Source organism: Desulfosporosinus youngiae DSM 17734 (genome assembly GCF_000244895.1).
Lineage (GTDB): Bacteria > Bacillota > Desulfitobacteriia > Desulfitobacteriales > Desulfitobacteriaceae > Desulfosporosinus > Desulfosporosinus youngiae.
Map to the genome: position 1 here is coordinate 2331071 of NZ_CM001441.1, position 21320 is coordinate 2352390.

General features: G+C 42.4%; 18 protein-coding genes, 1 pseudogene and 1 riboswitch. Of the genes and pseudogenes, 13 read left to right on the forward strand and 6 right to left on the reverse strand.

From position 1 onward, the window contains the following. Positions 1-224: 224 nt before the first annotated feature. The 3 genes from DESYODRAFT_RS10870 to DESYODRAFT_RS10885 all read right to left on the reverse strand — a co-directional run bounded on the left by DESYODRAFT_RS10870 (position 225) and on the right by DESYODRAFT_RS10885 (position 2877). Positions 225-434: a hypothetical protein gene (locus DESYODRAFT_RS10870; RefSeq protein WP_007782956.1), complete on the reverse strand. Its 210-nt coding sequence runs from the start codon at positions 432-434 to the stop codon at positions 225-227. Between the two features lie 178 nt (positions 435-612). Continuing rightward, complete coding sequence (locus DESYODRAFT_RS10875; RefSeq protein WP_007782958.1) at positions 613-1266, reverse strand: YidC/Oxa1 family membrane protein insertase; 654 nt, start codon at positions 1264-1266, stop codon at positions 613-615. Positions 1267-1650: 384 nt separating this feature from the next. Continuing rightward, entirely contained in the window at positions 1651-2877 is a 1227-nt protein-coding gene (locus DESYODRAFT_RS10885; protein WP_007782961.1) for an aminopeptidase, read from the reverse strand. Positions 2878-3072: 195 nt separating this feature from the next. On the opposite strand from DESYODRAFT_RS10885, the gene DESYODRAFT_RS10890 reads away from it, so the two are divergent. The 5 genes from DESYODRAFT_RS10890 to DESYODRAFT_RS10910 all read left to right on the forward strand — a co-directional run bounded on the left by DESYODRAFT_RS10890 (position 3073) and on the right by DESYODRAFT_RS10910 (position 7916). Beyond that, complete coding sequence (locus tag DESYODRAFT_RS10890; protein WP_007782962.1) at positions 3073-3426, forward strand: cupin domain-containing protein; 354 nt, start codon at positions 3073-3075, stop codon at positions 3424-3426. 253 nt (positions 3427-3679) lie between these two features. Next, positions 3680-4597 carry a ketopantoate reductase family protein gene (locus tag DESYODRAFT_RS10895; protein WP_007782965.1) on the forward strand — a complete coding sequence of 306 codons (918 nt, stop codon included), beginning with the start codon at positions 3680-3682 and terminating at the stop codon, positions 4595-4597. Between the two features lie 140 nt (positions 4598-4737). Next, on the forward strand, positions 4738-5616 hold the full coding sequence (locus DESYODRAFT_RS10900; RefSeq protein ID WP_007782967.1) for an AAA family ATPase: 879 nt from the start codon (positions 4738-4740) through the stop codon (positions 5614-5616). Beyond that, positions 5597-6961 carry a VWA domain-containing protein gene (locus tag DESYODRAFT_RS10905; RefSeq protein ID WP_007782968.1) on the forward strand — a complete coding sequence of 455 codons (1365 nt, stop codon included), beginning with the start codon at positions 5597-5599 and terminating at the stop codon, positions 6959-6961. The genes DESYODRAFT_RS10900 and DESYODRAFT_RS10905 overlap by 20 nt, the downstream gene beginning before the upstream one ends. 379 nt (positions 6962-7340) lie before the next feature. Beyond that, the gene (locus tag DESYODRAFT_RS10910) at positions 7341-7916 is read left to right on the forward strand and encodes a Uma2 family endonuclease (protein ID WP_042339608.1); all 576 of its coding nucleotides are present in this window, start codon (positions 7341-7343) and stop codon (positions 7914-7916) included. Positions 7917-7945: 29 nt separating this feature from the next. Here DESYODRAFT_RS10910 and DESYODRAFT_RS29945 read toward each other — a convergent pair whose 3' ends face one another. Next, on the reverse strand, positions 7946-8197 hold the full coding sequence (locus DESYODRAFT_RS29945) for an ABC transporter permease (protein ID WP_042338443.1): 252 nt from the start codon (positions 8195-8197) through the stop codon (positions 7946-7948). Between the two features lie 385 nt (positions 8198-8582). On the opposite strand from DESYODRAFT_RS29945, the gene DESYODRAFT_RS10920 reads away from it, so the two are divergent. After that, on the forward strand, positions 8583-8885 hold the full coding sequence (locus tag DESYODRAFT_RS10920) for an ArsR/SmtB family transcription factor (RefSeq protein WP_083842250.1): 303 nt from the start codon (positions 8583-8585) through the stop codon (positions 8883-8885). 33 nt (positions 8886-8918) lie between these two features. Here the strand turns inward: DESYODRAFT_RS10920 and DESYODRAFT_RS10925 are convergent, their stop codons facing one another. Then, positions 8919-11570 (reverse strand): heavy metal translocating P-type ATPase, encoded by a 2652-nt coding sequence (locus DESYODRAFT_RS10925; RefSeq protein WP_007782975.1) that lies wholly within the window; start codon positions 11568-11570, stop codon positions 8919-8921. 399 nt (positions 11571-11969) lie between these two features. Next, positions 11970-12163: riboswitch (cobalamin riboswitch) on the forward strand. 151 nt (positions 12164-12314) lie between these two features. Between DESYODRAFT_RS10925 and DESYODRAFT_RS10930 the strand changes: the two genes are divergently transcribed. Genes DESYODRAFT_RS10930 through DESYODRAFT_RS10950 form a run of 5 tightly spaced genes read left to right on the forward strand, consistent with a single transcriptional unit; the run spans position 12315 to position 17253 of the window. Next, complete coding sequence (locus tag DESYODRAFT_RS10930) at positions 12315-13886, forward strand: ABC transporter substrate-binding protein (protein WP_007782977.1); 1572 nt, start codon at positions 12315-12317, stop codon at positions 13884-13886. A 4-nt stretch (positions 13887-13890) separates the two neighbouring features. Next, positions 13891-14886, forward strand: coding sequence for an ABC transporter permease (locus tag DESYODRAFT_RS10935; RefSeq protein WP_042339612.1), 996 nt, complete (start codon positions 13891-13893; stop codon positions 14884-14886). After that, the gene (locus DESYODRAFT_RS10940; RefSeq protein ID WP_007782979.1) at positions 14883-15743 is read left to right on the forward strand and encodes an ABC transporter permease; all 861 of its coding nucleotides are present in this window, start codon (positions 14883-14885) and stop codon (positions 15741-15743) included. Before DESYODRAFT_RS10935 ends, DESYODRAFT_RS10940 begins: the two co-directional genes overlap by 4 nt. Positions 15744-15755: 12 nt before the next feature. Beyond that, positions 15756-16631: an ATP-binding cassette domain-containing protein gene (locus DESYODRAFT_RS10945; protein WP_007782981.1), complete on the forward strand. Its 876-nt coding sequence runs from the start codon at positions 15756-15758 to the stop codon at positions 16629-16631. After that, positions 16615-17253, forward strand: coding sequence for an ABC transporter ATP-binding protein (locus DESYODRAFT_RS10950; protein ID WP_007782983.1), 639 nt, complete (start codon positions 16615-16617; stop codon positions 17251-17253). The genes DESYODRAFT_RS10945 and DESYODRAFT_RS10950 overlap by 17 nt, the downstream gene beginning before the upstream one ends. Before the next feature lie 124 nt (positions 17254-17377). Here the strand turns inward: DESYODRAFT_RS10950 and DESYODRAFT_RS10955 are convergent, their stop codons facing one another. Further along, positions 17378-17968: a Uma2 family endonuclease gene (locus DESYODRAFT_RS10955; RefSeq protein ID WP_007782984.1), complete on the reverse strand. Its 591-nt coding sequence runs from the start codon at positions 17966-17968 to the stop codon at positions 17378-17380. Between the two features lie 328 nt (positions 17969-18296). Here DESYODRAFT_RS10955 and DESYODRAFT_RS29950 point away from each other — a divergent pair. Further along, positions 18297-20095, forward strand: a pseudogene (locus DESYODRAFT_RS29950) (IS1634 family transposase). A 323-nt stretch (positions 20096-20418) separates the two neighbouring features. Then, positions 20419-21297, forward strand: coding sequence for a radical SAM protein (locus DESYODRAFT_RS10965; protein ID WP_007782985.1), 879 nt, complete (start codon positions 20419-20421; stop codon positions 21295-21297). Positions 21298-21320: the final 23 nt, after the last annotated feature.

Below are 21320 nucleotides of genomic sequence, written 5' to 3' on the forward strand. Positions count from 1 at the left end.
GTGGCTACGTCTTCCCGCACCGTCTTGTGGGCTTTTAACGCCTCTCCATGCAATGGGTTCGCTTCTGTGGACGAAGCTGCCCTGCTTGCGGGTCTGGGGACTTTTCTGCATGTCTTTGGGGGGTTTTTCAGTGTAGCCGCTCATGCCGTCGCCGCGGCATCATCAAGGCATTGATAAGGTTTTAGATATGAGGAAAATACAAGGTTCATCGTACAGCTAGTTAATCAGGAAAGGATATATTCTAAGAGTTCTTTTACTTCTTTGGGGAGTATTATTCCCGTGCCATTGCATTCGGTACAAACGGGGAGGGGATCATCGAGTTTCTCCGGGGCCGGCTTTTCAACAATCGTTAATTTTTTATGTGTCAGGTTCACGATTCTGCCAATGCCAAAACACTTTGGACATTTTTTATCAAGAACATAACATTCACTCATAACCAACGGCCTCCTTCGCTATTAATATCTTTAATAGCATCATATTCAAAAGCGATATAAAAGAATATAATTTTGGTATTGTATTATTCTATGAATATGTGGATTTTCCGAAGGGCTTGTGGGTCAAGCGGCAAATGAAAGTAACTGCAAAAAAGCCCGGAATAACCGGGCTGGAGAATTACGCCGTTTTTTCTGCCATTTGTTCAGGAGTAGGGATATTGAGGAACTTACGTTGGACAATGCTCAAAGAAAAGATCTTCATCTCAAGGAATTTCGAGACAGAGTTGACAATCCAGTAAGCACTGAGGGCAGCGGGGGCTTTCCATAGAAAAACTAATCCGATAACAACTGGAACAATATAAACGAATAAATTTTTGCCGTCCATGGTAAATCCGCTTAACCCTTGGGATAAACCGGCAAGCAATGGCAGGATGTGAAGATTGTCTATAGAGTGGACGCCGGAGATCCAGGGCAGGACATGGCTTCCGACGGATGAGTTTAAATTAAGAACAGAAAAGTATAAAGAGAAGAAGATGGGTGCTTGAATTAAAAGGGGAATAAACATAGTAATGGAATTAACCTTATATTTAGAAGCCATCTTTAATATTTCTGCATTTGCCTTTTCTGTTTTATTTTTAAACTTATTAGTTAATATGGATTTCGCTTTATTGAAGTTTGATGTCAATAACTGAGCACGTTGTTGTTTCAAGGAAAATGGAAAAAGAAATATCTTAATTCCAATAGTCAATAGAGCTATGGCAAAAAACCAATCGTTTGTGAAGTTAATTAAAAAGCTTAATATTGATGAGAAAGTTGAACTGAAAATGTGCATTTAATTTTCCTCCTTAGTTTTTGTATTAGACTAAAGAGGCTGGAAAGGGTGAATCATCGTCGTTTTTCTGTTTAAGTAATCTTCTTATAACAAGATATTTTTTAAAGGTTACCAGGTTAAGAGAGCGTAAAGTGACTTGACTTCTTCCGCCTGCAAGATTCTCAACGTTATAATTTTTGAAACTGCTCTTCAAGATTATAATCGTTAATCCTGAAACCGCCAGCAGGAATGTTAGGTTTAGAAATAGAAAAATCCAGCTGTCAAGCTGCACTTGCTCACCCCCTCCAGATGATCTAATTATATAACCGGCAATAATCACTGGCAAGTGAGACGGCAGAAAAGATTTTGGGCTATATGGATATTAATGCAAAAGGATGAACGTGGTTACAGAGCGAAATTGCCGTTTTTAAAGATTGGAATTGAGTTGCCCTCAGAGGTTTTCCCAATGATTTCAAGGTCGCTTGTTCCGATCATGAAGTCAACATGGACCAGAGATTCGTTAGCTCCTTGTCTTGATAAGTCCTCCTGAGTCAGTGATTCACTGTTTTTCAGACAGACAGGGTAGGCTTTTCCTAAGGCCAAATGGCAGGAGGCGTTTTCATCGAAGAGAGTGTTGTAGAATAATAGTTTGGAATTGGAGATAGGTGAATCATAGGGAACCAAAGCCACCTCTCCGAGATAATGGGAGCCCTCATCCGTCTCAATGAGTGTCTTAAGGGTTTCGAATCCTTTTTCCGCCTGAAAGTCGACAATCCTGCCTTCCTCAAACGTCAGGGAAAGGTTTTCTATCAGGTTTCCGTTATAGTTTAGAGGCATTGAACTAACGACTTTGCCCTTGACGCCTGTTTTTTTAGGCAGTGTAAATACCTCTTCAGTCGGCATATTGGCAATAAACTCGATTCCCTCAGGAGTATATTCGGAACCGCCCAGCCAAATATGATTTTCAGGAAGCTCTATGGTTAAATCGGTGCCTAAGGAATTTTTGTAATGGAGGGATGTTAAGCCCAGGGAATTCAAAAGGTCACTGCGTCTTTTCAGATTCCCTTTATGCTCTTCCCAGGAAGCAACAGGATTATCAGTATCAACACGGACCGTCTTGAAAATGGTCTCCCAGAGCTTTTGGATTGATTCGTCCTCAGAAAGGTCCGGAAAAACTTTTTTAGACCAGGCCGCTGTCGGTATGGAGACAACGCACCAGGTATTTTTGTTGCTCATAAGTCGTTCCCGATAATCTTTAAGAGCCGTATTGCTTGCTTTTTGGGCCTTAGTGATCCGCAGGGGATTCACATCCTTCATTAGCTCAGGATCTGAGGCAGCTATACTCAAGAATGCGGCTCCTTGATGGACATAGGATAAATAAAATTCCTTTTGCCACTCTGGAAATTCATCAAAAATTTCCTCCGGACCATGGAGATAGCGGATTTTGGAAAATAATTCATCACGCCATTGAATGACAACATCCCGCGCGCCTTCCAGATAAGCTTTTTCAGCAACCAAGCGGGTAAAAGGGGCGGATTCAAGAGGAGCAGAAATAACAAGAGTTTGCTTGTCTTGGAGGTTGATGCCTGTCTTTACAATCAGATGTGCGTATTTCTCTAAATAATTATTCATAAAGACTCCTTTACTTAAAATTAATTGATTTACAGATCCTAAAACTTGGAAGAAATTATAACATAAAGTTTTCCCTTAATACAAGTCAGCCTCTCTAAATGGTACATACATGTAAGGAATACCCTAAAAAATTAAGATAATTGTTGACGATATGTGCTATAATCTTTATTAAATTCACAATGAAGGAGCACTGACATGATTAAACGTTCAGGCGATTTGAGAACAGATTCAGTTTCCAATTTCCGGGGAGGCCAAGGCGAACTTCAAATGACCCATTTTCTTGAAACAGAAAAGGACGAATTTAAGGGCAAAGGGCGGTTATTCTGCAAAAACGTCCTGAAACCTGGCAGCTCCATTGGACTTCACGAACATGTTGGGGATTTCGAGACTTATGTTGTTTTAAGCGGTGAAGGTCTGATCAATGATAACGGAGACTTAACGCCCGTTAAACCCGGTGATGTCATTGTCACTAACAATGGCGAAAAGCATTCCCTTGAAAACACAGGGACTGTCGATTTGGAAGTAATTGCCTTAATCCTATTTGATTAACGAACTTACATAGAAATAACTTGACTTGCTATGTCTATGTACACAGACATGACCATTATACGGACGAGGAAAGAATAATCCTATAGGCACTGAAAAGTGCCTATAGGATTATTCGCTTTTCATGTCCCTGGTTAATCATTAGTTAGATTGAAGATTATTTCTGGTTTGGGAATGTCTTCCCATAGTTCTTCTTAGGACATATTTAGCATGATATAATGGGACAGGAAGCAATTCAGGAAAGGGTTAAAATGCTATGGAGATAAAAACGGTATCGATTATTGGTTTAGGGGCCTTAGGAATTTTATTTGGACATCATTTGGCCAAGAGAATGCCCCAAGGAGATTTAAGAATTATTGCCGATCAGGAACGAATTCGAAAGTATGAAAAGGATTCCGTCTATTGCAATGGTGAACGCTGCGAATTCAGCTATATAGAACCGGAAGAAGCGGGAGAACCTGCCGATCTGGTTGTTTTTGCGGTGAAGTACAATGGCTTGAAGGATGCCGTCCAAGCTGTTAAGAATCAGGTAGGAGAACATACAATCATCTTATCCGCTCTGAATGGAATTACCAGTGAAACCATCATTGGGCAGACCTATGGGATGGACAGAATCCTTTACTGTATCGCCCAGGGAATGGATGCGGTTAAAGTTGACAATCGCTTAACCTATGATCACATGGGGATGCTGGTTTTCGGAGAAAGGGAACCGGGGGTGATTTCGGAACGAGTCAAAAGGGTTGCTCATTTTTTGGAAAGCAAGGCTGTTCCCTTTGAAGCAGTTACCGATATGAATAAGCGAATCTGGGGGAAATTCATGCTTAATGTAGGCGTGAATCAAACGGTTGCGGTCTATGAGAGCAACTATGGTGAGATTCAAAAAATGGGTGCGGCTAGAGATACTATGATCTCAGCCATGAAAGAGGTCATGGTTCTGTCCGAAAAGGAAGGCATTTCTTTGATAGAGACGGACTTAGAGTATTGGCTTAATGTTTTAGATCATCTTAGTCCGGAAGGCAAGCCCTCCATGCGGCAGGATCTGGAAGCTAAACGATTCAGCGAGGTGGAATTATTTTCGGGGGCGGTATTGGAACTGGGGAAAAAACACCATGTTTCGACCCCTGTCAATGAAGAGCTTTATCGGCGGATTAAAGAGCTTGAAGGGCGGTACTAAAGTATCTTTTAGATCAATCCGCGTAACAAACAAGATAAGATTACCATGTTTAAAGCAAAGAGTTTACTGGCAGGGTTTAGTGGAAAAGCGTAGAATAAGGGCATTAGCCGAAAATTGACAAAGGGGATTTAAGGGGATTCATGAAGTCGGAACAATTGAAGCAAGGATTAAAACAAAATGGTTATATAGCGGATGACACTGCAGCACTGATATTGCAATATTCCTTATTACTGAACAAACCATTGCTGATTGAAGGTCCTGCCGGAGCCGGCAAAACAGAGCTGGCTAAAGTATGGAGTCAATATCTTGACAGAAATCTGATCCGCCTGCAATGTTATGAAGGTATTGACGAAAGCAAAGCCCTTTATGAATGGAATTATCATAAGCAATTGCTCTACCTGCAAACCCAAAGTTCAGATCTAAGGACCTGGTCCGATGCAAGTCATCGTATTTATTCCCGGGAATTCCTTTTGGAGAGACCTTTGTTGAAAGCCATCAATAGTGAGAACCCTTCGGTACTGTTGATTGATGAGATTGATAAAAGTGATGAGGAATTTGAAAGCTTTCTGCTGGAAATACTTTCGGACTGGCAAATATCCATTCCTGAAACCGGGACCATTGCCGCAGCAAGCATACCCTCAGTAATCCTGACCAGCAACAATACGCGGAATTTAAGCAATGCCTTGCGGAGACGATGTCTCTATTTATACTTGGATTACCCCAATGAGCAAAGGGAGCTGGAAATTCTGAGACTTCATTTTCCTGACCTTAAGGCTTTATTGGGAAAGCAAGTCGTAACCTTTGTCAGAGGTTTAAGGCTCGAAAAGCTGAAAAAGCACCCAAGTATCAGTGAGGTTATCGATTGGGTCCGGATTTTAGATCATATGTATATTGAAGAGCTTTCGGCTGATAGGATCAGGGATACCCTCAATATTCTTTTAAAATTCAAAGATGATTGTGAAAAAATTATGGATCAATTAAACCAAAAGGACTGGTTTAGTGGAATATTTAATCCTTAATCTAGCCAGAATTCTGAGGGATTCGGGAATAAGTGTCGGCACGCAGGAAGTTTCCGACTGTCTGCACCTCCTTAACCTGATAGATAAAAAGGACCTTGATAACTATCATTTTTACAACATTGTTAATGCCACCATGATTAAAACAGAGTGGGGTACGAACTATATTCAATGGCTAGTGGAGCTTTACTTTGAACCCGATGAAGAAATAACCGGCAACCGTTTATTAGAGCTTTCCCGGCGGGTTTCTTCAGTTAGCGGAGAGGGCCTGGGAAGTTCCGGCCAGGGTCTTCCGGTAGATTTAATGATTAATGCCGTGCTGAAAAATGATCTGGCTCTGATTTATGCCATGGTCAAAAGCCTGAATTTGGAGCTTAGCCTTCTTCTGGAAAACCGGCAGGAAGCCCTCAATGATTTTAAGCAGAGAAGCGGATGGCTGGAAGTAAACCAGATGGTTGAGAATTCCTTTAGAGAGGGGCGGATTTCTGAGGAGGAGTACGCTTCCGCTCAGGAATCTCTCAACGAATGGAGTATATTACTGCAGGAAACGATCGAAGCCCAACTGGTCAAAAATATGAGCCGTGAGCATTTGACGGAAATTATGAAAAAAAACAATCCCAAATACCTTAAATTCACGGAGGCGGACAGCAGGCAGCAAGCTCAGATCTCCCGAGAAGTTGAAAAGCTGGGGAGAAAGCTTGCTGTGAAAAAAGGCAGGCGCCGGAAGCCCGGCAAAAATGGGACAATTAGTCTGAACAGGAGCCTTAAGAAAGCAATCCAGACCGGCGGAATTCTGATGGAGCTGGTTAAAATGCAGACCAAACCCTCTAAACCTGATCTTTGGCTTGTATGTGATATGTCCAATTCTGTAAAAAGGTTCAGTTATTTCATGTTAATGTTTATTTACACCATACAAAAGCGTTTTACTAATATTCGTACCTTCATATTTGTTGACATGTTGCTGGAAGTGACCGATTTTTTTAAGGAGCAGGAATGGGATAAGGCTCTGAACTCTCTTAGCACTCTCAAAGGATTTAATCTTACCGGGTACTCCCATTACGGAAATGTATTGCACCAATTTAACGACACTTACCGCACTTGCCTTAACCGCAAAACAACCGTTTTGATTTTGGGTGATGCTAAAAACAACCGGAACCGAATTGATGGGAGCGACGTTTTGTCTCAAATCAAAGAAAGTGCTGCGGCTTTATATTGGCTTAATCCAATAAGTGAGGATTTATGGTATAGTGATGATTGTGTTATGGAGAACTATATCAAAGGCTGCAGCGCGGTCTATCACTGTTCAAATTTGGAACAATTAGAACGGTTCATTGCGGATGTTTTTTAGAACTAGTCAATGGGAAATCAGAGACCCCGGCGTCTTAATGCAAAAGATGCCGGGGCTTTTATTATAGAGAAATCACGAGAAATAAAGGAATAAGATAAAATGGGTTCTAACAATTGAAAAAATCTAGATTCCGTGGTATTCTTGTCCTGAATTTTAGTTTTCGTTAGAGTTGGATTTGGGGGGGAGAACTCCTCCTACTCTATCTAATTATAAGGTTTTTATGTTGAATATAGAGGTTTATTGGCGTATTATCGCCGGTTTTTAGTATTTTGAACTAAATATTACGTTGGCTAAGATATACGATTGAGAATGATAAGCTAGCGTGCTATGATAATAATACCATTAATTGGATAAATCTTAGTAAAGGAGAGTGTTTACTATTCCATTATTGCATGATAAAAACGAATATACATATGCAGACTATTTGAAGTATCCAGACGATGAACGATGGGAAATTATTGACGGAGTACCGTATATGCAAGCAGCTCCAGCACCTGCACACCAGGAAGCACTGACAGAATTAGTAAGACAAATCGCTAACTATTTATCAGACAAACTCTGCAAAGTTTATCCTGCGCCTTTTTGCGTTAGATTACCATTAGGAAATGAAAAGAATGAGAAGGAAGTTAAGAACATTGTCGAACCTGATATATCCATTGTGTGTGATAAATCGAAACTAGATAATAACGGTTGCAATGGAGCACCAGAAATGATTATAGAAATCATTTCTCCTTCATCCGTAAAAATGGACAGGGTAATAAAGTTCAATAAATATGAAAAAGCCGGTGTTCAGGAGTATTGGATTGTAGAACCTGATCAAAAACTCGTTAGTGTCTTCGTTTTGCAAGGTAATCAAAGATACGGCAGAACTGAGTTATATACTGAGGATGATGAAATAATGGTATCAATATTTCCAGACTTAATCATAGATTTGAGTAAAGTTTTTGCATTTTAATGGGTTTACCGGCACTTACCCCTAATTCGTTAAGGAGTTATTTTGGTCAGCAGGATCTTGGTTCGGCTTTCCGGGAGGGTAAACAGATGGATGATGGTTCGATCTTGATATTCCTGAACAAAAACATAGGCGGTCAGAGCACCAAATAAGATGGGGAAAAGCAGGTACAGTTTGATTTGCAAAAAACTGTTTGAGAGATTTTTAAAAGGGGTCCCTTCAAGAACCGAGGAAAATAGCTCAGGACTGGGACTTGCTATTGCAAAAGAATCCTTGAGCTGCATGGAGGGACGATTAAGGCGATTTATTTTACCAAAGCCATTGAATTTGTCTTAAAAATTCCCATTTCTAAAACTTTTAACGGAGACAAGTTAGTTGAACCCGAATGTTTGCTATCTATCATTTTTTAAGGTAGACTAAGAGGTAGTGACAACTGAACACATTAGTATGGACTGATAGGGTTCGCTCAGGAGCGGTACGTAACAGATTTAAATACTTAAAACTTAACCGGCAAACGAAAGCCTTGAGGTACATCAAAGTTTGATATAGTCTCAAGGCTTCTTTTCTTATATATAGTGACATTAAGTTTGAGGGAAGTGGTATAAATTGGCTGAAGATATAAAGTTTGAAAGCTGCAGCTGTAATATTATCCATGAGGATGTTATTGCCATGGTAAAATCTACAATGCCCTCGAAAGAAAAATTATTTGATATGGCTGAACTTTTTAAAGTTTTTGGCGATAATACTCGAATAAAAATTATTTGTGCTTTATTGACGGCTGAAATGTGTGTTTGTGATATTTCGGCCCTTCTAGGTATGAACCAATCAGCCATTTCCCATCAACTTAGGATATTAAAACAAACCCGGTTAGTTAAATTCAGAAAAGAGGGTAAAGTGGTCTACTATTCCCTGGATGACGAACATGTGAAACAAATATTTGACTACGGATTGCTTCATGTTAACCACAGGTAATATAATGACAGTTGTGTAAATTAGCTTGTGAATTTAATCAGAATATGAAATTTTAGGGGTGATATGCTGTCTTGCAGGGTCGGTATAGGAGGAATTGCCTCTATATAGAATTCTGATAGAATTTAAGACACAAATTATAGCTACTCCCGTATCGGCAAATACAGCCATCCACATATTTGCAAACCCGGCTAAACCCAGTACCATAACAAGTGCTTTAATTGCTAAGGCAAAGACAATATTTTGAACCGCAATTTTATTTGTGATACGAGCGATAGAAATCGATTGTGGAATCGCCTCCATAGCGGATGTCATGAAGACGACGTCCGCCGCTTCAATAGCGGCATCTGCACCGCTTCCCATAGCAGCCCCTACATCCGCACCGGCCAACACAGGAGCATCATTGATGCCGTCTCCTACAAACATGACTTGCCCATAGGAATCTTGAATCTTGCGCAATTCTGTTAATTTTTCATGGGGCAGCAATTTGGCACGAATGTCGTCAATGCCCGTTTGAGCAGCTACTGCCTCAGCACTGCTTTTGCCATCACCTGTTAGCATGACTGTTAAAATATCTAATCCTTTGATAGCGGAGATGGCGGCAGCGGCATCTTCTTTAATGGTATCTGAGATAATAATATGACCAATGAATCTACGATTTAGAGCCACCAGCACTTCTGTGCCATACTGCTCATTTTTATAATCAGAAAGATCAATCTGAAATGATTCCAAAAAATCGAAATTTCCACAAAGCACTTCACCGTCCGAAAGGGTAGCTTGAACCCCTCTCCCTGAAAATTCGTTTACTGCCGTTGGCCTTTCTAAAGATAAACCCTTGGCGCAAGCAGCATTCACGATGCTGTTGGCAATAGGATGGGTAGACGTTCGTTCGCAGCCGGCGGCCAGAGCCAATAAATAATCTGCTTCAATATTACCTGTGGGAACGCTGTTTTGAACAACAAAGTTTCCTTCAGTAATAGTCCCGGTTTTATCCATGGCTACAACTTTGATATCTTTAATGGCCTCTAAAGCAGCTCCACCCTTGAACAGAATACCTCGTTTGGAACCTGCTCCGATACCTGAGAAAAATGCCAGAGGTACACTTAAGACCAGAGCACAAGGACAACTGATAACCAGGAAGGTTAAGGCAGTGTAAACCCATTTTGTCCAATCGCCGGTTATAAGAGAAGGAACTATAGCGGTAAATAGAGCTAAGATAACCACAAAGGGTGTATAGGCACGTGAAAATCTAGTAATAAAACGATCAATTTTGGGCTTGCTGGCAGCAGCATTTTCCACGGAATCCAAAATACGAGTTACCATAGATTCTTCCAGAACCTTTTCCACACGAATCTTAATCACACCTGAAGTATTAATGCAGCCGGAGGTTACCTTATCACCTGATGCAACCTTAACAGGTACTGGTTCGCCGGTCAAAGGGGAAGTATCAAGGCGGCTGTCTCCTTCAACGACGACCCCATCTAAAGGAATTCTATCCCCGGGACGAACCACTAAGATATCGTCAACTTGGGCATCGCCTGAAGGAATGATGCGAACATCTTCACCGACTAACAGATTAACAACTTCTGGACGCATATCCACTGCACTCATAATCTGACCACGGCTTTTTTCGACTGCAACGTGTTCAAATAATTCACCGATACGATAAAAGAGCATAACACCTACAGCTTCGGCAAACTCGCCGATGCAAAAAGCTCCCAAGGTGGCGATACTCATTAAAAAGTTTTCGTCAAAGATACGGCCCTTAAACAAATTGTTAATGGCTGTCCACACAATTCTGTAACCTAATATGATATAGGCCAGAACAAAAAGTATATTGACAATCATAGAGCTGCCTGGGAGAACATGCTTTAGAATCTCCCCGGCAATAAAAACAGCAGAACCGATTCCAATAAAAATACCAGACTTAAGGTTATCCGATAACTTATGCTTGTTTCCGGTTGTTTCCGGTGCCGTATGAACAGTCGTTTCTTTTGGCACGACTTTAACGTCCGACTCGATGGAGGAACAGATTTTTTGTATTTCCGGGAGCATGCTTTCTGGTGAAAGCCCACTTACTTTCAATTGTTTTGTTGCAAATGTAATAGTCGCATTATTTATTCCAGTCAATTCATTAATACGTTTTTCCATTTTAGAAGCACAGTTGGCACAGCCTAAATTTTCTAATATAAACGTTTTAGTTTTAACGATACCAGGAGATTTCGTTCTCGGTACAACTTTAACGTCCGGCTCGATGGAGGAACAGATTTCCTGAAAAACCGGAAGTAGTTTTTCTGGATCATTGGCAGCTACGTGCAATTGTTTTGTGGTAAAAGAAATGGATGCATAGTCTATTTCCGGGAGAGCTAGTATCTTCTGCTCCATTTTTGATGCACAGTTGGCGCAGCCTAGATTTTCTAATAGATAAACCCGTTTTTCCGACTTGGTATCAGTCAGGTCGCCAGGATCTCTTGTGAGAGTTTTTTCACATACATCAGCGTGATTGACATGAATGTGAAAAAGTTCATTTTGACCGGCTTGAGGATGTCCTGAACTATGTAGATGTTCGTTTTGATGAGAATGGTCATGACCACAGCCGCATTCGTGATGAGAATGGTTATGATCGCTGTCGCATTGGTGATGAGTATGACTATGTTCTTCGTTTGATGAATTTAATAAATTACTCATTTTCTACCTCGCAAAAACTTATTTGATGATACGTGAACAGGTGCTCATGTGTAAATATAAGCATACTTCTTGGAAAAGGTCAATGTTTTATCCGGCAAAAAAATAAATATTTATTTAGAGTACAACTGATTCAGTTTAGTTTAAACGGGAGAAGCCAATTTCAAAGGATTAAAAATTATAATTAAAATGTCTTATGAATCTCCGTATTATAGTATTATAGCTGCTATTGCCTTGGAGGAAGATAGTTTAAGTTAGTATAAGCTTTTTAGGTTTGATGAAAAGAGCAAAAATTTGGGGAATGGCTATTGAAAAAGGAAAAAGGTTATGATACCCTGTAAAAAATGCAAGTAAATTAAATAAAATGAGATAAAATGTAATTTGCTTAGTATTATTCAAGTAAGTGAATAGTTAGGAATAAGTGATTTTTCCCTGAGGGGAAGAATTGAAAAGGGAAGTCAGTTGAAGCTGACGCGGTGCCCGCCACTGTAAGAGGGAGTCAACTTACATATTGTCACTGGGGAAACTATCTCCCGGGAAGACGTGAGTTGATGATGAACTTTAGCCAGGAGACCTGCTTATTTCCAAGTCTGAGCTGCCTACGGGAATATTAGGGGGGGTGTTTGTGTGTATTTGAGAGTACGTTTATCGTCAAATACCAGCTAAACCTTTTACCTTAGATAGGGTAAAAGGTTTTTTATTTTTAGGCCTTTACGGCGAGTGAAGGTTGTGAAGGAGGAGAAAATTATGAGAAAGATTGCAGCGTTTTTGTTAGTCATGATGTTTCTGGCTGTGGGGTGTTCACCTTCTAAAAATGTAATAAATGCAGAAAAAGAAGCAGTAGTAAAAGATGAGATTGTTATTTCCGCGGGTGTCAATTTGGTGGCCGGCGGTTTTGATCCGACTGCAGGCTATGGCGTATGGGCGCCGGATATATTTCACAGCCATTTATTGCAAGTAAAAGAAAATAATCAATTGGCAAATGATTTGGCCGCATCTTATGATATCAGTACAGATGGATTAACATACACGTTTAAGATACGGGATGATGCAAAATTTGCTGATGGTCATCCCTTAACTTCGGAAGATGTGGTCTTTACGTTTGAAACAACGAAAAGTAAAGCTTCTGCTGCGGACCTGACAATGCTGGATTCAGTTGAAGCGTTAGACGCAAGTACGGTTGTTTTTCAGTTAAAATACCCATGGTCCCCCTTTGTATTTAATCTAAGCGAGGTCGGAATTGTACCAAAGCATGCGTATAATGAAACCTATGGCGATCATCCCATGGGCTCCGGAGCCTGGCAAGTCGCAGAATTTGCCATTGATCAGAAGTTGATTCTTGTACCTAATGAACATTATTACGGTGCAATGCCGAAGTTTAAAAAAGTAACAATCTTAAAACTGGATGAAGATGCAGCTCTGGCGGCGGCAAAATCAGGACAGCTGGATTTGGTACTTGTTGAATCTGAGTTTGCCAACACGCAGGTTGAAGGAATGAAACTTTATAAGATGTCTGCCATGGACGCTTTTGTAATTAACTTGCCAACGATTCCGGAAACGATCGACTCTTCAGGGAAAAAAGCAGGCAATAATGTGACAAGTGATCTTGCGATTCGCCAAGCTTTAAACATAGGGATAAACCGGCAGCTCATTACACAAAATGCTTTGAACGGATTTGGACAAGTTACCTATGGAGCGGCAGCGGAACTTCCTTGGAGCAATGGCGACAAGTTTGAAGACAACCGGGTTGAAGAAGCCAAAAAGATATTGGAAGATGCAGGCTGGAAGGATACTGACGGTGACGGCATCCGGGAGAAAAATAATGTCAAGGCGGAAATCCTGATTACAGGCCGAAGCAATGACCTGGCGCGTTATAATACGGTAGTTGCCCTGGCGGAAGATGTGAAAAAGCTTGGTATACAGATTATCCCAAAATCTGCTCCTTGGTCAGAATGCCGGGATGCAAGAAACTTACCGACTTGCTGGGTTTTTGGTCAGCCTAATCCGATAGAATTCTATCGTTATTATGATTCTTCGCAAATCGGAGTAGCGGTTATAGGTAATCCGGCTTCCTATACCAATCCGGAAGTTGATGGCGTTATCAAAAAAGCCCTTGCTGCAACGAACTCTGACGAGGCCAATAAATATTGGCAGGAAGGACAGGCTCTTGCTCAAAGGGATGTTCCGTATTTGTGGATCGTTCGACCGGAAGTTACTTATCTTGTCAGAGAAGGGCTTGAAATTCCCTCCTTGAAGAAATTGCCGACACGCGGGCAGGGGATATCTATTGTAGAAAATATGAATGATTGGTCGTGGTAGTTGCATGGGGACTTCAGTGTATAAAGTATTTGCCCGCTATTTCAGCAGTACTTTATTGCGGATGCTGACTCTTCTTGTGGCTGTCAGTCTAATCAGTTTTACGCTTATTGTTCTGTCGCCGATTGATCCCATAGACGCTTATTTGGGCGACGCCAGCGTTTCCGAAGAGCAAAGGGTTAATATCGCTGAATATTGGGGTCTTAACAAATCCCCTGTAGAGCGTTATGGCATCTGGATAGGCCATGTTCTTCAGGGTGATATGGGCGATTCCATTACTTATCGTCAGCCTGTAGCGAAGGTTATCGGCGAGCGCTTTCGGGCGTCTCTGGCCTTGATGGGAGTTGCCTGGGTGCTGTCCGGGGTGTTGGGATTTATTTTGGGTATTATCGCTGCTGTAAATAAGGATAAATGGCTGGATCGATTTATTAAGAGCTTTTGCATGATATTGGCGTCCACGCCGCTTTTTTGGATGGGATTGTTGTTCTTGATGGTTTTTGCTATCTATCTGCAGTGGTTTCCCTTAGGACTGGCAGCGCCAATCGATAAATTGGCCCATGAGGTTACTTTAGGTGACAAAATTTATCACCTGATTTTACCTGCGGTAACTTTGAGCATTACCGGTGTGGCCGGCGTTGCGCTTCATACCCGTCAGAAACTCATTGACGTGCTTAAGAGTGAATATATCCTTTTTGCTAAAGCGCGCGGGGAAAAAACCAGGGAGATTATTTGGCGTCATGGCTTGCGCAATATCGCCTTGCCCGGCATAACCTTGCAGTTCGCTTCGGTTAGCGAGCTGTTTGGCGGCTCGGTGTTAGCGGAGAAGGTTTTTTCTTATCCTGGCCTGGGAAACGCGGCCACCCATGCCGGTTTGAAGGGCGATGTCCCTTTACTGCTGGGTATCGCCCTGTTTAGTGTTCTTTTTGTATTTACAGGAAATCTTATGGCAAATGTGATCTATGGGATTGTAGATCCTCAAATCCGGGAAGGAGGCCGGTCATGAATCCTGATACGGTAGTTGTGGCAGCTTCAAACAAATGGAGTTTGAATCGCCGTCAAAAAATTATGCTGATTATTGGGAGTGGTCTGTTGATTCTGACTGCCATCACCATCGGTGGGATTCTGATGGACCCCGCTTTGTATGCGCCGAATTATGAATTCAGAAGTCAGGCGCCTTCCTGGGAGCATCCATTTGGTACGGATTATTTGGGGCGTGATATGTTTTTCCGGACGGTTGCCGGGCTTTCATTGAGTATACGCGTAGGATTGCTTGCAGCGACAGTCAGCTCGGTTATTGCCCTTACTCTTGGTACGTTATCTGCTGTCTTTGGAGGCAAAGTAGACACATTTGTTAATTGGCTGGTTGATCTTTGCATGGGGATTCCCCACATGATTCTGCTGATTTTGATTTCCATTGCGCTTGGCGGCGGAGCGGTTGGTGTTATTACCGGGGTTGCGGTAACACATTGGCCAAGTTTGACAAGGGTAATTCGGGCCGAGGTCATGCAGGTAAGATCAGCTCACTATGTTCAGGTTGCCCGTGCTTTGGGAAAAAGTCCCTGGTATGTAGCGAGCAGTCATATCATTCCTCATGTTATCCCGCAATATGTGGTAGGCTTAATTTTACTTTTTCCTCATGCTATTTTGCATGAGGCGGGAATTACCTTTCTAGGTTATGGGTTACCTTTAGAAGTTCCGGCAGTAGGGGTCATTTTATCAGAATCAATGAAGCATCTGGCTACCGGGATGTGGTGGTTGGCCTTTTTCCCTGGCTTAGCCCTGTTGTTGGTTGTAATGCTCTTTGATTTAATAGGGGACTATATAAAGATTTTAATTGATCCCAATACCGCTCATGAGTAGGAGGTTGAGAGAGTGGCTGAAAGTAAGCGGACAGTTATCTTAGATGTTCAGGGGCTTTCGGTAGCCTTTGATAGTTATGATGCCTCGTTAAAAAAATCAACAAATCTGACGATTGCCGATTTGAGTATTCAAATTCATACCGGGGAAATTCTGGCGGTAGTCGGCTCCAGCGGTTCAGGAAAAAGCTTGCTTGCTCACGCCATAATGGGTATTCTGCCGTACAATGCCAGAGTTGGCGGGAAAATGACCTATAAAGGCAAAGAGTTGACCCGTGAATATCAGGAAAAACTGCAAGGAAAAGAAATTGCGTTTATTCCCCAATCCGTGGCGTATCTTGACCCGTTGATGCGTGTTGGCGAACAGGTGCGGGGCACCGGAGGCGAAAGGCTGCGGGAGGCCCAACGGAAGGCTTTTAAGAAATATCGTTTAGATGAGAAAGCAGAAAAACTTTATCCATTTCAACTTTCGGGAGGTATGGCCCGCAGGATATTGATTTCTACCGCGGTAGTGGCGAACGCGGAGCTGATTATTGCTGATGAACCTACGCCAGGTTTGGATTTAAACCTGGCGATTCAGGCGCTAAAGGACTTAAGGGAATTTGCCGATCTGGGTAAGGGAGTTTTGCTGATTACTCACGACATTGATTTAGCCTTAAATGTGGCTGATCGCATTTCTATTTTCCACAGCGGTACAGTAGTTGAGACAGCAAGGAAGGAAGATTTTTCCGGAGATGGCGAAGGCTTAAAACATCTTTACAGCCGGGCCCTTTTCAGAGCTTTGCCGCAAAATGGCTTTCAAATAGCTCGCTGCCCAAAATGTGGTTTAAGCTGCGCGGTTTGGGAAATTGACGGCGATGAATTGAGGTGTGCTTGTGGCTACCACGCTTGAAGTGAAAGACGTGAGTTTTCGTTACGCAAATGGGCCTTGGGTTCTAAATAATGTGAGCCTGACTATTGAGGATGGGGAAAGGGTAGCCTTAGTTGGACCTAGCGGCTATGGAAAAAGTACATTGGCCAAAATCATGGCAGGTTATCTTAAGCCGGTAAAAGGCACTGTTCTTTGGGGAGGGAAGGCTTTGCCCAAGGATGAGTATCGCCCGGTTCAACTGGTTTATCAGCATCCGGAAAAAGCCTTGAATTCCCGCTGGAAAATGAAGCATTCCCTGGCGGAGGCCGGCGTACAAGACCCTGAGATTATTCGGGAGGTGGGCATCCGGGAAAAGTGGCTGGAGCGTTGGCCCAATGAGCTTTCGGGCGGTGAACTGCAGCGGTTTTGCTTGGTACGGGCTTTAGGGGAGCAGACTCGTATTTTAATAGCCGATGAAATGACCACAATGTTGGATGCGGTTAACCAGGCTCATATCTGGCAGTTCCTGCTTAGTCACGCAGACAAAAAAAAGATGGGAATAATTTTGATTACCCATAATATGTATTTAGCGAAGCAGGTGGCAACTAGAATCATTGATGTTCCTTCTATTAATAATATTAGCGTGAGAACTGATGATTTATAAAATAAGCCGTTTATTGAAAAAACCGCATTGTCATTGCGACATGCGGTTTTTTAATGCTCGAATGGACAGAGAGGCAACTGTATGCACCTAAGTCTTACTGGCTTTGAGGTATGGTCAATGCAGGTCAATACTCTTGGAATACTTCAGATAAATCTATATGTATAGATTTATCTGTCTCAGTTCGTAGGATATCAGTTTCACAATAGATGTCGGGGCGGCCGAATCTCCCTTCTTTTTTGTCTAATGCAAAAACTACGACCGTCTTTTGCTCAGGGTAGATTATCCAATATTGATTCACCCCAGCCTTTTCATATAGATAAAATTTATCCTTAATGTCTTTACGCAGACTTGATGGGGATGTTACCTCAATAATGAGATCAGGGCTGCCAACACATCCGCGGTTATCCAGCTTATTTCGATCGCAGATAATAGCTAGATCAGGTTGTACAACAGTGAAGATATCGTCACTGCTTTTCCCTTGTTGTTCGGGTAATCTTACATCAAAAGGGGCGGCAAAAACTTGGCATGGACTGTCTTTAAGGGCGTTGTAGAATTGGGCTATGAGCACAGTAACAATTTTCTGGTGTTGTGTCGATGGAGCGGGAGTCATGTTATAAGGAATTCCGTTAATGAGCTCCCATTGTTCTTCTTCCGACCAAGTCAGATAGTCTTGATAAGTGAATTTACGGTCAGGATTCTGTTCGGGTTGGCTCATTAATGATCATCTCCTAACGCAAAGCTGATTAAGGATTTCTATGTCTTTTCTTATCAAGTTCCACATTTTTCCTTGATTTATCATAACATAGAGGCGGCCTAGCGGCAAGGAAAGTAGGTTCAGATAGGCACACGTGGCAGAAAACGACATCCCTATACTTTATGGCCCCACCGATAATGTGTTATAACCCGACTTTTACAGTTAACATAGTAAATTAGTAAGGAACAACTAAAAAAGTTCCCCATTGACGCAGATTTCCGCGTTTTTTTGCAGACATAATTGATGTTATGCTAACGATGTGCTACTATATGTGTAGGGTGATTGTAACATGGTCAAAATAGACAAAAGAACGACGGCGGATGGAACACCTCGGACACAGGTGCGAGTGGTCGAGGGGTATCGTCCCGGCCCAGGAATGCCAACCAAACAACGAACGATCCGAGACTTCGGTTACCTTGAAGACCAAAGTGACCCCGAAGTTTTCATGGCCAAAGTCAAGGAATTTAACGCCAATTACAGAGCAGAAAACGTTCCGCTTCGAATAGAGGCACCTGGAACTGCAAGGATGTACTGCGAGGAAAACCGACGGCAGAACTACGGATATAAATTTCTGGAGGCCGTCTATGATCTGCTTGAAATCAAGTCATTTATCAAGGGCTATGAGGCCATCCCACAAGTTCCGAGGGGAGTATTCGCCCAGCGACATTTTTAAATTTCTGGTGTTGTTAAGAATTCTCCGCCCGGATTCCAAGCGCGCCTCCTGCCAGATGAAGAACGGTTTCTATGGAATGCGTACGGACTTCACGCTGCCGGATGTCTACCGATCGCTTGACTATTTCGAAGAGTTCGGGGTAGAGTTGCAGCGACATTTGAATAAGCGTGTCAAGGAAACCATTGGTCGTGACCTTTCCTACGCATTCTATGACGTGACCAACTATTTCTTCGAAATAGACTGTCCCGATGGCGAGGACGACCTGCGGAAAAGGGGTGTATCGAAAGAGCACCGCACCGACCCGATTGTCGCGATGGGTCTTTTCATGGATTCGAACGGACTTCCGGTCAGCATGTCGATTTTCCCTGGCAACACAAGCGATTCCCTCACGCTTCAGCCGACCATGAAGGACGTCAAGGAATCCTACGGGCTTGGCAGGCTGGTTGTGGTCGCCGACAAAGGGCTCAATTCGTCGAAGAATATTGACGTGATCCTAAACCAGGGCGACGGTTTCGTTTTCTCACAGATACTAAAAGGGAAAAAGGGACAGCGCTACAATGAAAAACTGTTTGATAAAAACGGGTGGACGTCGAACGAGAGCGGTACCTACCGATATAAGCTGTTCACGGAAGACTATGAGGGAAAAGACAAGGACGGAAAAAAGAACGCCGGACGAGGAACGTGCTTCTGTATTGGCGCAAGGCCGAAGCTGACAGGGCGAGGCGCAAGCGGGAGGAAAAGCTTGAAAAGGCCGCGCGCTCCGTCAAGAACAATGCCTATGGCATTAAAAGGGCGTCGACGAATATACCAAAGAAACCCTCGTTGACAAGAAGACCGGTGAGGTTCTGGAAACTACGAAAAAGCTGCGCGGCGTGGATTTGGAAAAGGCGGAGAACGATGCGAGATATGACGGCTATTTTTGTATCATTACCAGCGAACTTGACTATGATGAGCGAAAAATGCGTCAGGTGTATGGCGGTCTTTGGCGGATAGAGCAGTCGTTTAGGATGATGAAAACGGATTTTGATGCCAGACCTGTGTTCGTCCGTAAGAATGAGCATATCCGTGCCCATTTCCTGATCTGTTTCGTCGCACTCCTCGTCCTCCGAATCATTCAGCACCGTATGGGAGAAAAGGCATTGTCAGCCGAGCGCATAGCAAGAGCGCTGGATGCCGCAACATGTCGGGTTTTGAAGGGCGGCATCATTCACCTTGACGATGTCGGCGGTGCGATCGCGTTTCAAACGATCCGTAACAAGAAAGGCAACCTTGTGGATGCGCTGGCCTTTTCAGACGAAGATGAAATCGCGCTAGATTACAAGTTAATTCAGGATACCTATGGTACAGATTGCTACAACATCTATTTTCGGCAAGAGGCGTTTAATAAGTTTTTGAAAACTATTGCCTTAGCATAACAAAATTTAGATACACTCATATCAAGAAAAAGCCCACAGTTTCAACAACTACGGGCTTTTTGCATTCTTCAAACTGTAAAAGTCGGGTTTATCATAACATAGAGGCGGCCTAGCGGCAAGGAAAGTAGGTTCAGATAGGCACACGTGGCAGAAAACGACATCCCTATACTTTATGGCCCCACCGATAATGTGTTATAATATGGTAAAGATTAATAATAATCTTGAATAATCGAATAGTTGATCTTAATCCGGTTTTTGCTGCTCTGTGAAATGAAGTTTGATATAGTTGAAGATGATCATTGAGGGTAAAAGGGGGGGGTAAAATGCATTACACAGGTACGATCTATAGACCGCCTGCCGAGGCTAAAACCATACTATTGCAAGTCACAGTCGGATGTTCACATGACTGCTGCACATTTTGCAGCATGTACAAGGATGTCCCATTTCGTATCGAACCGATCGAGCAAATAGAGGAAGATTTAAAAGAGGTTCTTGACCTGCGGCCAAATGCTGAAAGGGTATACCTTGTCGGTGGTGATCCCTTTGTTTTAAGCTTTGAACAGCTGAAACTAATTGCCGGAAAAATTAAAGAATACCTGCCGCACTGTAAAACTATTTCCATGTATGCTCGGATAACCAATATCAAATCAAAAACAACCGAGGAACTTAAGATACTGAGTTCTCTGGGAATTAATCAGCTGTATATCGGAATTGAAACCGGTCATAATGAGATATTAACTCGAATCCATAAAGGAAATACCGCCGAAGAAGCTGTGGTACAATGCAAACGATTAGAGGAAGCCAGAATCGAGTATCATGGAATCTATTTAAATGGATTAGCTGGTCATACTAAAGGGGAAATCAGTGCTCTGGCAACGGCCAAATTTTTTAATCAACTCAAACCAAGAAGTATAGGGATAACCTCTTTAACTCTAATACCGGGTACAGAGTTATATGAACAAAAACTTAAGGGCGAATTTGTTGAAGCCAACGAATTCGAACGTGTTCAAGAATTAAAATGCTTTATCGAACATCTGGAAACAAACACCAAAGTTTTTGCTAATCATGTATCAATAGCGACTCCCGTAATTGGTAAAATTCCTGAAGATCGATCTAAGATGCTTAAAGTATTGCAAGATACTATTGACGATTTTGATGAAAACGAATTAAGGCAATATCGAGAGCAGTTAAAACAGTTGTAAGCAGCTCAAGTGTTTAAAAACGA

Coding starts and splice junctions, on each gene's coding strand:
- DESYODRAFT_RS10920 (WP_083842250.1), top strand. CDS start 8,583: ATGGTAAAATCTACAATGCCCTCGAAAGAAAAATTATTTGATATGGCT.
- DESYODRAFT_RS10875 (WP_007782958.1), bottom strand. CDS start 1,266: ATGCACATTTTCAGTTCAACTTTCTCATCAATATTAAGCTTTTTAATT.
- DESYODRAFT_RS10885 (WP_007782961.1), bottom strand. CDS start 2,877: ATGAATAATTATTTAGAGAAATACGCACATCTGATTGTAAAGACAGGC.
- DESYODRAFT_RS29945 (WP_042338443.1), bottom strand. CDS start 8,197: ATGCAGCTCAAGGATTCTTTTGCAATAGCAAGTCCCAGTCCTGAGCTA.
- DESYODRAFT_RS10935 (WP_042339612.1), top strand. CDS start 13,891: ATGGGGACTTCAGTGTATAAAGTATTTGCCCGCTATTTCAGCAGTACT.
- DESYODRAFT_RS10895 (WP_007782965.1), top strand. CDS start 3,680: ATGGAGATAAAAACGGTATCGATTATTGGTTTAGGGGCCTTAGGAATT.
- DESYODRAFT_RS10930 (WP_007782977.1), top strand. CDS start 12,315: ATGAGAAAGATTGCAGCGTTTTTGTTAGTCATGATGTTTCTGGCTGTG.
- DESYODRAFT_RS10925 (WP_007782975.1), bottom strand. CDS start 11,570: ATGAGTAATTTATTAAATTCATCAAACGAAGAACATAGTCATACTCAT.
- DESYODRAFT_RS10955 (WP_007782984.1), bottom strand. CDS start 17,968: ATGAGCCAACCCGAACAGAATCCTGACCGTAAATTCACTTATCAAGAC.
- DESYODRAFT_RS10900 (WP_007782967.1), top strand. CDS start 4,738: ATGAAGTCGGAACAATTGAAGCAAGGATTAAAACAAAATGGTTATATA.
- DESYODRAFT_RS10870 (WP_007782956.1), bottom strand. CDS start 434: ATGAGTGAATGTTATGTTCTTGATAAAAAATGTCCAAAGTGTTTTGGC.
- DESYODRAFT_RS10940 (WP_007782979.1), top strand. CDS start 14,883: ATGAATCCTGATACGGTAGTTGTGGCAGCTTCAAACAAATGGAGTTTG.
- DESYODRAFT_RS10890 (WP_007782962.1), top strand. CDS start 3,073: ATGATTAAACGTTCAGGCGATTTGAGAACAGATTCAGTTTCCAATTTC.
- DESYODRAFT_RS10965 (WP_007782985.1), top strand. CDS start 20,419: ATGCATTACACAGGTACGATCTATAGACCGCCTGCCGAGGCTAAAACC.